Consider the following 14,116-nt stretch of genomic DNA (forward strand, 5'->3'; position numbering starts at 1 on the left):
TACACCCGCGAAGCGGGCGTGCGTAATCTGGAGCGTGAGCTTTCGACACTCGCCCGCAAGGCGGTGAAGGAGCTGATGATCTCCAAGAAGAAGTCGGTGAAGGTGACGGAGAAGTCGCTCGAGGACTTCCTCGGCGTGCCGAAATATCGCTACGGCGAGATCGAGAGCGAGCCTCAGGTCGGCATTGTCACGGGTCTCGCGTGGACCGATGTCGGCGGCGAGCTGCTCACCATCGAAGGCGTCATGATGCCCGGCAAGGGCAAGATGACAGTCACGGGCAATCTGCGCGACGTGATGAAGGAGTCGATTTCGGCGGCGGCATCTTATGTCCGCTCGCGCGCCGTCGGCTTCGGCATCGAGCCGCCTCTGTTCGACAAGCGCGATATCCACGTCCACGTGCCGGAGGGGGCGACCCCAAAGGACGGACCGTCGGCAGGTGTTGCGATGGCGACCGCGATCGTTTCCATCATGACCGGGATCCCGGTCCGGCACGATGTCGCCATGACCGGCGAGATCACGCTGAGGGGACGCGTATTGCCGATCGGCGGCTTGAAGGAGAAGCTGCTGGCGGCCGCGCGCGGCGGCATCAAGACGGTGCTGATCCCCGAGGACAATGCCAAGGATCTCACGGAGATTTCCGATGCGATCAAGGGCGGGATGACCATCGTCCCGGTGGCGCGGCTCGATGACGTGATCTCCAAGGCGCTGGTTCGACCGCCGGTGCCGATCGTCTGGGAAGAAGATACCGGCAAGGTGCCGGTCAAGCCGGAAGCTGGCGACGAGGCGGCCGGCGGGCTCACGGCCCACTAACGGCTACGAATATGACCAGAGCGGCGTCCCTTCCGGGGGGCGCCGCTTTTTTGTGGGCGATGCACGGCTTGCGCCGGGGGCTCAGCCAGCGCTAAACAGGCGTCGAGGGCGGTTAGCTCAGCTGGTTAGAGCATCTCGTTTACACCGAGAGGGTCGGCGGTTCGAATCCGTCACCGCCTACCAGCCTTCGCTCTTGACGAGCGACGGCTCGGCAAGCCGATACTCATCAAGAGCGAAGGCGGACTGGCAGCGAGTTTGCACGATGGAAGCACCTGTCGGCCACGATTTGAACGCGGACCAGATCGCCTATTGGAACGGACCGGGCGGCCAGCGCTGGGCCGACCGCCAGCAATCCCAGGACATCGTGCTGGCGCCCGTGGCGGACCTCCTGATTGATCGTGCCAGGCCTGCGGCCGGCGAACGGATTGTCGATGTCGGTTGCGGCAGCGGCGCCGTCTCCGTTGCGCTGGCGCAAAAGGTCGGCCCGGGCGGGCATGTGCTGGGCATCGACATTTCGGGGCCGATGCTGGCCCGCGCCCGCCAGGTCGCGCCTTCGGGCCTGCCGGTCGAATTCGTGCTCGCGGATGCCACCGTCTATCCGTTCGTCCCTGCAAGTCTTGATCTCCTGGTATCCCGCTTCGGCGTGATGTTTTTTGCCGAACCGGTGCGCTCCTTTGCCAACCTGCGCCGGGGACTGAAGCCGTCGGGACGGCTGGCTTTCGCCTGCTGGCGCGAGCCGCGCGAAAATCCGTTTTTCATGGCGCCGCTGCAGGCCGTTTACAAGCACGTCCCCAAGCTGCCGCAGGTCGGCCCCGAAGAACCCGGTCCGTTTGCTTTCGCCTCCGAAGCACGCGTGCAGCGCATCCTGGGCGAGGCCGGCTTCACCGGGATCGCGATGGAGCCGTGCAATCTGTCGCTCGATGTCGCGGTCGGGCGCGGCCTCGATGCGGCAGTCCAGGGCGCGCTGGAAATTGGACCGGCCGCCCGCGCGTTGGCCGAACAGCCGCCGGAGGTGGTCGCCTCCGCCACCAACTCGATCCGCGAGGCGCTGACGCCTTTTCTCAGCGGACAGTCGGTGCCGCTTCCCGCCGCGATCTGGATCGTGACGGCGCGGGCCGGTTGATTGTCCAATCGCCATCGCGTCGTGTTGGGGACGTTCAGCTGCAGCATGCTGATTCGGTCCGGCGAAGGCGTTCCCTTTCACCTCGCGCCATTTTAGCAACACTTCTCGGGTTTCGTTTGAGCATCAGCCGTTCGGATGGCGAACGACCCGATGTCTTCGCGATACGCCTCCTCCACAAGCTTGGATTCGGTTTCCAGGTGAAGCTATTCGAGGTGTGTCATGAGAATTTCAAGGTGCATGGTCTTCGTCGCCGCTGCGATCACCGCGATCGTCAGCACGAGTGCAACATGGGCCGCCGACCTGCCGGCACGGTCGTATGCTAAAGCACCGGTTTTCGCGGCATCCGCCTATGATTGGACGGGATTTTATATCGGTTTGAATGCAGGCGGGGCCGCCGCGGGAACAGGTCTTACAACTGATCCTCAAACGTTTATCGGAACCGGCGCCAGGGATAACAGCGATAATTTCAAATTCGGTGTAACGGGCGGCATCCAGGGTGGTTACAACTGGCAGGTTTCACCGAGCTGGGTCTTCGGCATTGAAGGCGATATCAACGGATTGAGTTCCCGGCGAACAACCTGCGAAATCAACAGCTGCTTCCCGGATGTTCCGCTGTCGTTCACTTCCCAAACGAACTATCTGGCAACGGCTCGTGCGCGCATCGGCTACACGTGGGATCGCTCGATGGTCTACGTGACTGGCGGTGGTGCGTTCGCTGACGTGAGCGATAGCTTCGTTGAATCTGGAGTTCCGGGCGCCGCATCAAACAAGGTGCTTTCCGGTTACAGCGTCGGTGGCGGCATTGAAACAGCCCTGATGTCAAATTGGTCGGTAAAGGCGGAGTATCTCTTTGCTGATGTAGGCACCAACCGGGTGTTATCGATCGTAAATCCGATATCGTTCGTCAATTTTCATCATGAGTACCAACTCGGTCGTGTTGGCTTGAACTACAGGTTCGGTGGCACGGCCGCTTCTCGCTACTGATCCGATCTTCCTCCAGCAGACTCAGGCCCCGGCGTTGTCCGGGGCCTTTTTTGACCGGTGCGCCTAAGCGCGCTCTTCCCAGATCATGGCGAGATGGACGATGGTCTGCACCGCCTTTTCCATGTCCTGCACGCTGACCCATTCCAGCCGCGAATGGAACGCGTGTTCGCCGGCGAAGATGTTGGGGCAGGGCAGCCCCATGAACGACAGCCGCGAGCCGTCGGTGCCGCCGCGGATGGACGTCTTCACGGGTTTTAGGCCGGCGCGGCGGATCGCTTCCATCGCGTGGTCGACGATCTCGGGGTGACGGTCGATCACCTGCTTCATGTTGCGGTATTGCGGCTTGATCTCGAGCCTGTAGGTCGAGCGCGGAAAGCCCTTCATCACGTCCTTGACGATGCTCTCCAGCAGGGCTTCCTTTTCTCTCAGGCCCTCGTCGGTAAAGTCGCGGACGATGAAACTAAGCGTGGCTCTCTCCAGCGCGCCGGAGATGCCGATCGGATGCAGAAAGCCTTCCTTGCCCTCAGTGGTTTCCGGCGAGCAGGTGTTTTTCGGCAGCCGGTCGACGATGGCGGCGGCGATCTTGATGGCGTGCTCCATCTTGCCCTTGGCAAAACCGGGATGGACGCTGACGCCTTCGATGGTGATGGTGGCGCCGTCGGCGGAAAACGTCTCGTCCTCGATATTCCCCGCGGTCTCGCCGTCGATCGTGTAGGCAAAATCGGCTGCGAGCTTCTTCAAGTCGGCCTTGTCGACGCCGCGGCCGATCTCTTCGTCGGGCGTGAACAGGATCTTGATGGCGCCGTGCTTAATTTGCGGATTTTGGATCAGGAAATGCGCCGCATCCATGATCTCGGCAAGCCCGGCCTTGTTGTCGGCCCCCAGCAGCGTGGTGCCGTCCGAGGTGACGATGTCGCCGCCGATCTGGTCTTTCAGGGCGGGATGTTCGGCGGCGCGGATGATCTGCGTGGGGTCGCCCGGCAGGGCGATGTCGCCGCCGCGGTAATTTCGCACGATCTGCGGCTTGACGTCCTTGCCGCTGCAATCGGGCGAGGTGTCCATATGCGAGCAGAAGCAGATCGCCGGCACTTGCTTGTCGGTATTGGCCGGAATGGTCGCGTAGACGTAGCCGCAGTCGTCGAGATGGGCGTCGCGCAGACCCATCGCCAGAAGTTCGGCGGCGAGCAGGCGGCCCAGATTCTTCTGCTTTTCGGTGGAGGGGCAGGTCGGGGAGGCGGGGTCCGACTGGGTGTCGATCACCACATAGCGCAGAAAGCGCTCGGTCACGGTGTGCGTAAACTTCAGGGACGAACCCACCATCAAAACCGCACGTCAATACGAGAAGACTATACGCCGGAAGAAGCGTCATTCCGGGGGCCGCGTACGCCAAACCGGAATGACGCAAACTCAGAAAACGGAAGACGCGTCCGATCAGACGGCTTCCTTGAGCTCCTTGGCCGCGCGGAAGGCAACCTTCTTGCTCGCCTTGATGTGGATCGCTTCGCCGGTGGCGGGGTTGCGGCCCATGCGGGCGGCGCGCTTGCGCACCTGGAGGATGCCGAGGCCGACGATGCGGATGCGTTCGCCTTTCTTTAGATGCTTGGTGATCCGGCCGACCAGATCATTCAGAATCTCTTCGGCCTTCTTCTTGGACAATTCCTGGTCGTCGGCGATTGCCGCCGCGAGATGCTTCAGCGTGACGGTGGTCGGAGTCGCTGCCTTTTTCGCCATATTTGGCCCTCCTCGTTGTTTGATGGCTTAAGAAACTTAGACGTAGCAGGCCTTAAACGATTCGGGGTGCGGCTGCCTACGCTGTTCTGCCCGTAAACAGCCTATTATTTGCATCGACATCCAAAAAAGGCCTGCCAAATGGGAGGATTCGCAATGACCTTGACTAAAGAGAGGCACGCCTTTAAGCCCTCACTTCTGTGCGGATCGGTCAGAGATTACGGCATCCGCGGGAGTAGCTCAGTTGGTTAGAGCGCCGCCCTGTCACGGCGGAGGCCGCGGGTTCGAGTCCCGTCTCTCGCGCCATCTTTTCAGGCACTTAAGCCGTTTTCGGCTTCCGGTCGAAACGCCCCCAATTTAGCCCCCTCGATCCTCTTTCCGTTTCCAGCGCACAGGCGGCGTCCGCAGCCTGTTGAATAGCGTTGCCTGAGTTTAGGGCGGATGGCGTCACGTGCCGAAGAGGCTGGACCGGTCGAGCCAAAACAAAAGGCCGCCCCGTAAGGCGGCCGCTGTTCCTACTCCCAACAGACCGGTCTTGGCCTAGCGGACGACCATTGTATCCGAGTTGGTCAGCGCGACCGGCTTGCCCGCTTTGATAACATGAGCGGTCTGGCTGTAATCCGCATTGGTGCGGGCCGCGATACCAAGACCGGCCACCGCAATGCCGGCCACGAGCGCCACGACCACGATCTTGAGGTGGGTACTGCGGTCCGCCGAGTGAATTGAGTGGTTCATGTGAGCCTCCAGGCGAGCTTTGCCGTCGCTCTGTTGCCCGTACAATTACCCCCCGTTTGTTTCAGGGTGGTTTCGTGGATTCCCCAAAATGGCTTCGTCGGCGGGGCGGGGCACTGTTGGCCTGCTCCGCTTCCCGGCATCTTGCGGATGCCTGCGGTTCGAAGGAAACTGTTTCCAGGCGCGGTAATGCGCTCGGGAGAAGAAAAAATGGCAATAACCCGCAGGGGTTTGCTGGGCGCTGCGTCGGCCGCCTGGGCAACCACCGTTTTCACCAGACCTGCCAGTGCAGCGGCCGAGTTCGAGTTCAAGCTCGGCGTCAACACGCCGGATACCCACCCCCTCACGGTTCGATTGACGGAAGCCGTGCGCGCCATCGGCGCCCAGTCGTCGGGCCGGCTGAACGTTACGGTTTTTCCCAACAGCCAGCTCGGCGGCGATCCCGAGATGCTGTCGCAGGTTCGTGCCGGCGGCATCGAATTGCTGGCGGCGCCCAGCATGACCCTGTCGACGCTGGTGCCGTTATCGGGCCTGCCGAGCGTCGGCTTCGCCTTCCAGTCCTATGACCAGGTTTGGGCCGCGATGGACGGCGGCGTCGGCGATGTCGTCCGCGACGCCATCGGCAAGGCCGGGGTCGTGCCGATGAAGAAGATGTGGGACAACGGGTTTCGGCAGATCACCTCGTCCTCGAGCCGGCAATTGAACGGCGTCGAGGACCTCCGGGGATTCAAGATCCGCGTTCCCGTCACGGCGTTGCTGACCTCCCTGTTCAGCGGGCTGGGGGCGCTGCCTTCGAGCATCAGCTACAGCGAGCTCTATTCAGCCCTGCAGACCCACATCGTGGAGGGCCAGGAAAATCCGCTGGCGCAGGTGTCGACCGGCAAGCTGTACGAGGTGCAGAAATATTGCGCGCTGTCGAACCATTGCTGGAGCGGCTACTGGGTCATCGCCAACCGCCGCGCGCTGGCAGCTTTGCCCGCCGACCTCCTGGAAATCCTCAAGAGCAACTTCGATGCCGCGGCGGTCAGGGAGCGGGCCGATCTGTTGGAGATGGACCACTCGCTGCAGGCCGAACTCACGGCCAAGGGCATGATCTTCAACAAGCCAGACCCGGTGCAGTTCAGGGCCGCGCTGGTGAACGCGGGCTTCTACACGCAGTGGCAGAAAACCTATGGCGCCGAGGCCTGGGCGCAGCTGGAGAAATACACGGGGCGGCTTGCCTGAGAAGGGCTCACGCCGCTCGGCGCCCGCGCACGCTGCCGCCGATATGAGCAGACGGGCGCTGTCCCGCCACCGGCCCGGCGCCGGACCGGCAGGGGCGGCCTCGTTCGGGCCCGAGAGCCGTGGGATCGACGGCATCCAATCGTTTTTTGATCGGTCCACAGATTTCGCGGACGGTCTTGATCCAGGTCAAGGTGAAGTTCAGGCAGGAAGCGGCTTATCCGTTCCGCAGGGGGCCGGCTTTGACCCGGCATCGTGTTCCCAAGTTTTCCCGCCGCATGTGGAGACCGCAGACCCCGTCAAGATAGCTTGTCTTGCGCCCCTTGTTGCGCTGCGCTAAGCCTCAGAATAATTCCAATCAACGAATCTGCGGCGGTCAGCAACCGCAGGAAAAGGCCCCGCCGATGACCGGCATCCTGCAGAATTATCTTCCACTTGTCGTGTTTATAGGTGTCGCTGCCCTGATCGGGCTGGTGCTCCTGATCGCTCCCTTCCTCGTCGCCTTCCAGCAGCCCGATCCGGAAAAGCTCTCGGCGTATGAATGCGGATTCAACGCATTCGACGATGCCCGGATGAAGTTCGACGTCCGGTTCTACCTGGTGGCCATCCTCTTCATCATCTTCGACCTCGAAGTGGCATTCCTGTTCCCGTGGGCGGTGGCGTTCGGGAAGCTCGGCGCGACCGGCTTCTGGTCGATGCTGGTTTTCCTGGCCGTCCTGACCGTCGGCTTCGCCTACGAATGGAAGAAAGGCGCGCTCGAATGGGATTGAGCCCTTCCGCCGCAAAGCCCGGTTTTGCCCCGGCGGTAGCGCCCGCCGCGACCGGCATCCTCGATCCTTCCACCGGCAAGCCGGTCGGAGCCAATGATCCGTATTTCCTCGAGGTCAATCACGAACTGTCCGACAAGGGCTTCTTCATCACCTCCGCCGACAACCTGATCGTCTGGGCGCGGACGGGATCGCTGATGTGGATGACCTTCGGTCTCGCCTGCTGCGCGGTCGAGATGATGCAGGTGTCGATGCCGCGCTACGACGTTGAGCGCTTCGGCTTCGCGCCGCGCGCTTCGCCGCGGCAGTCGGACGTGATGATCGTCGCGGGCACGCTGACCAACAAGATGGCGCCTGCGCTGCGCAAGGTCTACGACCAGATGCCGGAGCCGCGCTACGTGATCTCGATGGGGTCGTGCGCCAATGGCGGCGGCTACTATCACTATTCCTACTCGGTGGTGCGCGGCTGCGACCGCATCGTGCCCGTCGATATTTACGTGCCCGGGTGCCCACCGACGGCGGAAGCGCTGCTTTACGGTGTGCTGCTGTTGCAGAAGAAGATCCGGCGTACCGGAACCATCGAACGCTAAGGGTTTTGGGATGGATGACGGCAGGCTCGACGCCTTGGGGCAGACGATTGTTGGCGCGCTTCCCGGCGCTGCGACCGGTCACGCGATCGCGTTCGGGCAACTCACGGTGGCGGTGCAGGCCGACAAGATCGTCGATGTCGTCACGTTCCTGCGCGACGATCCTTCTTGTCGCTTCGTCAACTTCACCGATATCACCGCGGTGGACTATCCCGGCCGCGAGAAGCGCTTCGACGTGGTCTATCACCTGCTGTCGCCGACCCTGAATGCGCGCATCCGCCTGCGCGTAGCGGCCGACGAGACCTCCCAGGTGCCGTCGATCATCGAGGTGTTTCCGGGTGCCGACTGGTTCGAGCGCGAAACCTACGATCTCTACGGCGTGATCTTCACCGGTCATCCGGACATGCGGCGGCTCTTGACCGATTACGGCTTCGACGGCCATCCGCTGCGCAAGGATTTCCCGACCACAGGCTTCGTCGAGGTGCGCTACGACGACCAGGAGAAGCGGGTGCTCTATGAACCCGTCCGCCTCAATCAGGAGTTCCGCAAGTTCGATTTTCTCTCGCCATGGGAGGGCGCCGATTATCCGGTCCTGCCCGGCGATGAGAAGGCGGGGCCGAAAGTCTGATCATGAACGAGCAAAGCCAGAACCTCCGTAACTTCACGATCAACTTTGGACCGCAGCATCCAGCCGCGCACGGCGTGCTGCGCCTGGTGCTGGAGCTCGACGGTGAGGTGGTCGCCCGCGTCGATCCGCATATCGGCCTCTTGCATCGCGGCACCGAAAAGCTGATCGAGACCAAGACCTACCTGCAGGCGATCCCGTATTTCGACCGGCTCGACTATGTCGCGCCGATGAATCAGGAGCACGCCTTCTGTCTCGCGGCGGAAAAGCTGCTTGGCATCGAGGTGCCGCGCCGCGGCCAGCTGATCCGGGTGCTCTACTGCGAGATCGGCCGCATCCTGTCGCATCTGCTCAACGTCACCACGCAGGCGATGGACGTCGGCGCCTTGACCCCGCCGCTGTGGGGTTTCGAAGAGCGCGAAAAGCTGATGGTGTTCTACGAGCGCGCCTCCGGCTCGCGCATGCATGCGGCCTATTTCCGCATCGGCGGCGTGCACCAGGACCTGCCGCCGAAGCTGATCGACGATATCGAAGCCTGGTGCGATCCGTTCCTGCGCGTGGTCGACGATCTCGACCGGCTCTTGACCGGCAACCGCATCTTCAAGCAGCGCAACGTCGATATCGGCGTGGTGTCGCTGAAGCAGGCCTGGGAATGGGGTTTCTCCGGCGTCATGGTGCGCGGCTCGGGCGCGGCGTGGGACCTGCGCAAGTCGCAGCCCTACGAATGCTACGCCGAGATGGATTTCGACATTCCGATCGGCAAGAACGGCGACTGCTTCGACCGCTATCTGATCCGCATGGAAGAGATGCGCCAGTCCGTGCGTATCATGAGGCAGTGCATCGCCAAGCTGCGTGCCGCCGACGGGCAGGGGCCCGTCGTGGTGGACGATCACAAGATTTCCCCGCCGCGCCGCGGCGAGATGAAGCGCTCGATGGAAGCGCTGATCCATCATTTCAAGCTCTATACCGAGGGCTTCCACGTGCCGGAAGGCGAGGTCTACGCCGCCGTCGAGGCGCCGAAGGGCGAGTTCGGGGTCTATCTGGTCTCCGACGGCAGCAACAAGCCATACAAATGCAAGATCCGCGCGCCGGGATTTGCGCATCTGCAGGCAATGGATTTCATCTGCAAGGGCCATCTCTTGGCCGACGTTTCCGCCATCCTCGGCTCGCTCGACATCGTGTTCGGAGAGGTCGACCGGTGATCGCACTGCCGCCCATTCAGTTTGACCGGGCTTCGGGGTCACTTGAGGGCGCCAATTTGTGGGAGCGGACCGCCGCGCTCGCGTTCGCGACCGGTTCGAAAATATCGTCGCACTTTTCGCACCGCGGTTACAACCATTGCGCCAATCTGCTGCGCAAGGCGCTGCCGGAGCGGAACATCGCGATCAAGCTCAATCCGGATGCGACATTCGAATTTCCCTATGGCGACGGCTATTGGAGCAAGCTGCTCAACCGCTCGTTCTCCTACGAAGACGAACTGGAGCTGCTGTTCAGGGATTCCGTCGACGTCGACTACACGCTGCTCGATTGCGGCGCCAATTTCGGTTACTGGTCGGTGCTGGTCTCGAGCGCGCCCTACGGCTCGCACAAGGCGATCGCGATCGAGCCGTCATCGCAGAATTTCGCCAAGCTTGCCAACAATGCCGAAATCAACGGCAACCGCTTCGAGGTCATGAAGTGCGCGATCGGCGCTGCGCGCGGCACCGCGCGGCTGTCCGGCACCAAGCATGAAGCGTTCAGCATCGCGGACCCCGCCGATGGCGGCGGCGAGGAAGTGCCGGTCATCGCCCTCGACAATCTGCTTGATGACGGCAGGATATCTCCCGACGGAAAATACCTGATCAAGCTCGACGTCGAGGGCGTCGAAGTGGAGGCGATCAAGGGCGGCACGCGGCTGTTGCAGGGCGACAGCGTGTTATTGTGCGAGGAACATGGCAGCGACCGCAACCATACGGTGTCGCGCTATATCCTCGACCAGACCCCGCTTCAGCTCATCGTCTACGATCCCCGCTCCAATCGCCTGGAAACCGTGACCGAGCTTTCGATCCTCGACCGCATCAAGGTTTCCACTCACGTCGGCTACAACGTGTTCGGCACCGCAAGCGCCTTCTGGCAACACCGGATCAGCGCCCTGAATGCGGACGCCGCGCGCCGCATGCAATGAGAGATTGAACGACAATGTCCGTCCGCCGCCTCGCTCCGAAAGAACTGCAACCCGCGAACTTCACGTTCACGCCGGAAAACCTCGCCTGGGCCAAGGAGCAGATCGCCAAATATCCGGAAAGCCGCCAGGCCTCCGCGGTGATCGCGATCCTGTGGCGGGTGCAGGAACAGCATGAGGGGTGGGTTTCGGAAGCCGCGATCCGCGCGGTCGCGGATCTGCTCGACATGCCCTACATCCGGGTGCTGGAAGTCGCGACCTTCTACACGATGTTCCAGCTGCAGCCGGTCGGCAAGAAGGCGCACGTCCAGGTCTGCGGCACCACCCCGTGCCGGCTGCGCGGGGCCGGCGACCTCATCGAGGTGTGCCAGAGCCGCATCCATCACGATCCCTTCCATCTGTCGAAGGACGGCAATTTCAGCTGGGAAGAAGTCGAGTGCCTCGGCGCCTGCGTCAACGCGCCGATGGTGCTGATCTGGAAGGATACCTACGAGGACCTGACCAAGGAAAGTTTTGGCAAGGTGCTGGACGGCTTTGCCTCCGGCAATCCGCCGAAGCCGGGACCGCAGATCGACCGTCAGTTCTCCGCCCCCGTGGGCGGGCCGACCACGCTGAAGGAAACCACGTGAAGCGTGACAGCACATTGCAGCCGAAAGGCGCGAGGAGTGTCGGTGCGATGAAGAACTGGCGCTACATTGCGTTGCACACCGCAGCCGCAGCGGCGTTCATTTTCCTGCTGCAGCGCTACGTGCTGCACGCCTCGCTTGAATCATGCCTGTTATGGGCGGTCGTCATTGGCGGATGCGCCGCCGGTCTCGCCTATTCGCAGTCCAACCGCTGACCTTAGGAAGCTTCACGTCATGCTCGATGACAAGGACCGCATCTTCAAGAACCTCTACGGCCTCCATGACTGGGGCCTCGAAGGTGCGCGCCGCCGCGGCGCCTGGGACGGCACCAAGTCGATCATCGACAAGGGCCGCGACTGGATCGTCAACGAGATGAAGGCCTCCGGCCTGCGCGGTCGCGGCGGAGCCGGATTTCCGACCGGCCTCAAATGGTCGTTCATGCCGAAGGAGTCGACCGACGGCCGGCCGAGCTATCTCGTGGTCAATGCCGACGAGTCCGAGCCCGGCACCTGCAAGGACCGCGAGATCATGCGGCACGATCCGCATTTGCTGGTCGAGGGCTGCCTGCTCGCGAGCTTCGCGATGGGCGCCCATGTCTGCTATATCTATGTGCGCGGCGAGTTCATCCGGGAGCGCGAGCATCTGCAGGCCGCGATCGACCAGGCCTATGAGGCGAGGCTGGTCGGCAAGGACAATGTCAACGGCTGGCCGTTCGAGATCTACGTGGCCCATGGCGCCGGCGCCTATATCTGCGGCGAAGAGACCGCGTTATTGGAAAGCCTCGAAGGCAAAAAGGGCCAGCCGCGGCTGAAGCCGCCATTCCCGGCCAATGTCGGCCTCTACGGCTGTCCGACCACGGTCAACAATGTCGAGTCGATCGCGGTCGCGCCGGACATCCTGCGGCGCGGCGCGGCGTGGTTCGCCGCCATCGGCAAGCCCAACAATGTCGGCACCAAACTGTTTTGTATTTCCGGCCATGTCGAGCGGCCCTGCAACGTCGAAGAGGCGATGGGGATTCCTTTCCGCGAACTGATTGAGCGCCATTGCGGCGGCGTCCGCGGCGGCTGGGACAACCTCAAGGCGGTCATTCCCGGCGGCTCCTCGGTGCGCATGGTGCCGGCGGACCAGATCATCGATACGCCGATGGATTTCGACAGCCTGAGCAAGCTGCGCTCGGGTCTCGGCACCGCCGCCGTCATCGTGATGGACAAGTCGACCGACCTGATCCGGGCGATCGCGCGGATTTCCTATTTCTACAAGCATGAGAGCTGCGGCCAGTGCACGCCGTGCCGCGAAGGCACCGGATGGATGTGGCGGGTCCTTAACCGGATGGCCGACGGCCGCGCCCACAAGCGCGAGATCGACATGCTGCTTGAGGTGACAAAACAGGTCGAGGGCCACACCATCTGCGCGCTGGGCGACGCCGCGGCGTGGCCGATCCAGGGCCTGATCGCGCACTTCCGTCACGAGATCGAAGAGCGCATCAGCGAGTATTCGCACAAGGCGGATGTCGATGATGCCGGCATTCTCGATCCCGCCCACATGGTCGCGGCGGAGTAGGGTTGATAGCTATGACAAAACTCATCATCGACGGCAAAGAGATCGATGTCCCCGCCGAGTACACGCTGCTGCAAGCGTGCGAGGCCGCGGGCGCCGAAATTCCGCGCTTCTGCTACCACGAGAGGCTGTCGATCGCCGGCAATTGCCGGATGTGCCTGGTCGAGGTGAAGGGCGGACCGAAGCCGGTCGCGAGCTGTGCCTGGGGCGTGCGCGACTGCCGTCCCGGCCCCAAAGGCGAGCCGCCGGAAATTCTGACGCGCTCGCCGATGGTGAAGAAGGCGCGCGAAGGCGTGATGGAATTCCTCTTGATCAACCATCCCCTGGATTGCCCGATCTGCGATCAGGGCGGCGAGTGCGATCTGCAGGATCAGGCGATGGGCTACGGCGTCGACACCTCGCGTTTCGCCGAGAACAAGCGCGCGGTCGAGGACAAATATCTGGGCGCGCTGGTCAAGACCTCGATGAACCGCTGCATCCAGTGCACCCGCTGCGTCCGCTTCTCCGCCGAAGTCTGCGGCGCGCCGGAGATGGGCGCGACCGGCCGCGGCGAAGACATGGAAATCACGACCTATCTGGAGTCGGCGCTGACCTCGGAATTGCAGGGCAATTTGGTCGATATCTGCCCGGTGGGCGCGCTGACTTCAAAACCTTACGCCTTCGCGGCGCGGCCCTGGGAGCTCGGCAAGACCCAGTCGGTCGACGTGATGGACGGCGTCGGCTCGGCGATCCGGGTCGACACCCGCGGCCGCGAGGTGATGCGGATCCTGCCGCGCGTCAACGAGGCGGTGAACGAGGAGTGGATTTCCGACAAGACCCGCCACGTCGTCGACGGCCTGCGCACGCAGCGGCTGGACCGTCCCTACATCAGGGAGAACGGCAAGCTCCGCGCGGCGACCTGGCCTGAGGCCTTCTCCGCCATCGCCGCCAAGGTCAAAATGAGTGACGGCAAGCGGATCGGCGCCATATCGGGCGATCTCGCCGCGGTGGAGGAGATGTTCGCGCTCAAGGATCTGCTGGCGAAATACGGATCGGTCAATCTCGCGGTGCAGGGCGGCGACGCCTTCGATCCGAAGAACGGCCGCGGCTCCTACATCTTCAATCCGACCATCGCCGGCATCGAGCAGGCTGACGCGCTTTTGATCATCGGCTCGAACCCGCGCAAGGAGGCCGCCGTCCTCAACGCGCGCATCCG

Annotated in this window: 16 protein-coding genes and 2 tRNA genes; 15 read left to right on the plus strand and 3 right to left on the minus strand. The window is 62.8% G+C overall.

Features of this window, described 5'->3' with window-relative positions; all coding sequences use genetic code 11:
• The 4 genes from QZ213_RS13570 to QZ213_RS13585 form a co-directional block, all read left to right on the plus strand.
• Positions 1 to 810: S16 family serine protease (locus tag QZ213_RS13570; protein ID WP_291686587.1), on the plus strand; the 810-nt coding region annotated here is incomplete at its 5' end.
• Between the two features lie 106 nt (positions 811 to 916).
• Positions 917 to 993: transfer RNA gene (locus QZ213_RS13575), tRNA-Val, on the plus strand.
• A 79-nt stretch (positions 994 to 1,072) separates the two neighbouring features.
• The gene (locus QZ213_RS13580) at positions 1,073 to 1,933 is read left to right on the plus strand and encodes a class I SAM-dependent methyltransferase (protein ID WP_291686588.1); all 861 of its coding nucleotides are present in this window, start codon (positions 1,073 to 1,075) and stop codon (positions 1,931 to 1,933) included.
• Between the two features lie 237 nt (positions 1,934 to 2,170).
• A complete protein-coding gene (locus QZ213_RS13585; protein WP_291686589.1) occupies positions 2,171 to 2,917 on the plus strand; it encodes an outer membrane beta-barrel protein in 747 nt (248 codons plus the stop codon).
• A 63-nt stretch (positions 2,918 to 2,980) separates the two neighbouring features.
• Here QZ213_RS13585 and pepT read toward each other — a convergent pair whose 3' ends face one another.
• Both pepT and QZ213_RS13595 read right to left on the minus strand, forming a co-directional pair.
• On the minus strand, positions 2,981 to 4,237 hold the full coding sequence (gene pepT, locus QZ213_RS13590; protein ID WP_291686590.1) for a peptidase T: 1,257 nt from the start codon (positions 4,235 to 4,237) through the stop codon (positions 2,981 to 2,983).
• Positions 4,238 to 4,348: 111 nt separating this feature from the next.
• A complete protein-coding gene (locus QZ213_RS13595; protein WP_291686591.1) occupies positions 4,349 to 4,648 on the minus strand; it encodes an HU family DNA-binding protein in 300 nt (99 codons plus the stop codon).
• A 226-nt stretch (positions 4,649 to 4,874) separates the two neighbouring features.
• Here QZ213_RS13595 and QZ213_RS13600 point away from each other — a divergent pair.
• Positions 4,875 to 4,951, plus strand: a tRNA-Asp gene (locus QZ213_RS13600).
• Between the two features lie 234 nt (positions 4,952 to 5,185).
• Here QZ213_RS13600 and QZ213_RS13605 read toward each other — a convergent pair.
• Positions 5,186 to 5,380, minus strand: coding sequence for a hypothetical protein (locus QZ213_RS13605; RefSeq protein WP_291686592.1), 195 nt, complete (start codon positions 5,378 to 5,380; stop codon positions 5,186 to 5,188).
• Positions 5,381 to 5,587: 207 nt separating this feature from the next.
• Between QZ213_RS13605 and QZ213_RS13610 the strand changes: the two genes are divergently transcribed.
• From QZ213_RS13610 to nuoG, 10 genes are all read left to right on the plus strand, one after another.
• On the plus strand, positions 5,588 to 6,601 hold the full coding sequence (locus QZ213_RS13610) for a TRAP transporter substrate-binding protein (RefSeq protein ID WP_291686593.1): 1,014 nt from the start codon (positions 5,588 to 5,590) through the stop codon (positions 6,599 to 6,601).
• Positions 6,602 to 7,002: 401 nt separating this feature from the next.
• Positions 7,003 to 7,368, plus strand: a complete 366-nt coding sequence (locus tag QZ213_RS13615) for an NADH-quinone oxidoreductase subunit A (RefSeq protein WP_291686594.1) — start codon at positions 7,003 to 7,005, stop codon at positions 7,366 to 7,368.
• The gene (locus tag QZ213_RS13620) at positions 7,359 to 7,955 is read left to right on the plus strand and encodes an NADH-quinone oxidoreductase subunit B (protein WP_291686595.1); all 597 of its coding nucleotides are present in this window, start codon (positions 7,359 to 7,361) and stop codon (positions 7,953 to 7,955) included. Before QZ213_RS13615 ends, QZ213_RS13620 begins: the two co-directional genes overlap by 10 nt.
• Before the next feature lie 10 nt (positions 7,956 to 7,965).
• On the plus strand, positions 7,966 to 8,580 hold the full coding sequence (locus tag QZ213_RS13625) for an NADH-quinone oxidoreductase subunit C (RefSeq protein ID WP_291686596.1): 615 nt from the start codon (positions 7,966 to 7,968) through the stop codon (positions 8,578 to 8,580).
• 2 nt (positions 8,581 to 8,582) lie between these two features.
• Positions 8,583 to 9,779, plus strand: a complete 1,197-nt coding sequence (locus QZ213_RS13630; protein ID WP_291686597.1) for an NADH-quinone oxidoreductase subunit D — start codon at positions 8,583 to 8,585, stop codon at positions 9,777 to 9,779.
• Positions 9,779 to 10,741 carry an FkbM family methyltransferase gene (locus tag QZ213_RS13635; protein ID WP_291686601.1) on the plus strand — a complete coding sequence of 321 codons (963 nt, stop codon included), beginning with the start codon at positions 9,779 to 9,781 and terminating at the stop codon, positions 10,739 to 10,741. The genes QZ213_RS13630 and QZ213_RS13635 overlap by 1 nt, the downstream gene beginning before the upstream one ends.
• Before the next feature lie 14 nt (positions 10,742 to 10,755).
• Complete coding sequence (gene nuoE, locus QZ213_RS13640) at positions 10,756 to 11,367, plus strand: NADH-quinone oxidoreductase subunit NuoE (protein ID WP_291686598.1); 612 nt, start codon at positions 10,756 to 10,758, stop codon at positions 11,365 to 11,367.
• Complete coding sequence (locus QZ213_RS13645) at positions 11,364 to 11,579, plus strand: hypothetical protein (protein ID WP_291686602.1); 216 nt, start codon at positions 11,364 to 11,366, stop codon at positions 11,577 to 11,579. The genes nuoE and QZ213_RS13645 overlap by 4 nt, the downstream gene beginning before the upstream one ends.
• A gap of 19 nt (positions 11,580 to 11,598) precedes the next feature.
• Positions 11,599 to 12,924 (plus strand): NADH-quinone oxidoreductase subunit NuoF, encoded by a 1,326-nt coding sequence (gene nuoF, locus QZ213_RS13650; protein ID WP_291686599.1) that lies wholly within the window; start codon positions 11,599 to 11,601, stop codon positions 12,922 to 12,924.
• An 11-nt stretch (positions 12,925 to 12,935) separates the two neighbouring features.
• Positions 12,936 to 14,116, plus strand: a 1,181-nt coding sequence (gene nuoG / locus QZ213_RS13655) for an NADH-quinone oxidoreductase subunit NuoG (protein ID WP_291686600.1), incomplete at its 3' end; no start/stop codon positions are given.

Origin of the sequence: Bradyrhizobium sp. (genome assembly GCF_017881085.1) — a bacterium.
Taxonomy (GTDB): Bacteria; Pseudomonadota; Alphaproteobacteria; order Rhizobiales; family Xanthobacteraceae; genus Bradyrhizobium.

Excerpts from the sequence above, each read along its gene's own strand:
- QZ213_RS13605 (WP_291686592.1), bottom strand. The coding sequence starts at position 5,380 with ATGAACCACTCAATTCACTCGGCGGACCGCAGTACCCACCTCAAGATC.
- QZ213_RS13595 (WP_291686591.1), bottom strand. The coding sequence starts at position 4,648 with ATGGCGAAAAAGGCAGCGACTCCGACCACCGTCACGCTGAAGCATCTC.
- QZ213_RS13630 (WP_291686597.1), top strand. The coding sequence starts at position 8,583 with ATGAACGAGCAAAGCCAGAACCTCCGTAACTTCACGATCAACTTTGGA.
- QZ213_RS13620 (WP_291686595.1), top strand. The coding sequence starts at position 7,359 with ATGGGATTGAGCCCTTCCGCCGCAAAGCCCGGTTTTGCCCCGGCGGTA.
- pepT (WP_291686590.1), bottom strand. The coding sequence starts at position 4,237 with ATGGTGGGTTCGTCCCTGAAGTTTACGCACACCGTGACCGAGCGCTTT.
- QZ213_RS13585 (WP_291686589.1), top strand. The coding sequence starts at position 2,171 with ATGGTCTTCGTCGCCGCTGCGATCACCGCGATCGTCAGCACGAGTGCA.
- QZ213_RS13625 (WP_291686596.1), top strand. The coding sequence starts at position 7,966 with ATGGATGACGGCAGGCTCGACGCCTTGGGGCAGACGATTGTTGGCGCG.
- nuoF (WP_291686599.1), top strand. The coding sequence starts at position 11,599 with ATGCTCGATGACAAGGACCGCATCTTCAAGAACCTCTACGGCCTCCAT.
- nuoE (WP_291686598.1), top strand. The coding sequence starts at position 10,756 with ATGTCCGTCCGCCGCCTCGCTCCGAAAGAACTGCAACCCGCGAACTTC.
- QZ213_RS13580 (WP_291686588.1), top strand. The coding sequence starts at position 1,073 with ATGGAAGCACCTGTCGGCCACGATTTGAACGCGGACCAGATCGCCTAT.
- QZ213_RS13615 (WP_291686594.1), top strand. The coding sequence starts at position 7,003 with ATGACCGGCATCCTGCAGAATTATCTTCCACTTGTCGTGTTTATAGGT.
- QZ213_RS13610 (WP_291686593.1), top strand. The coding sequence starts at position 5,588 with ATGGCAATAACCCGCAGGGGTTTGCTGGGCGCTGCGTCGGCCGCCTGG.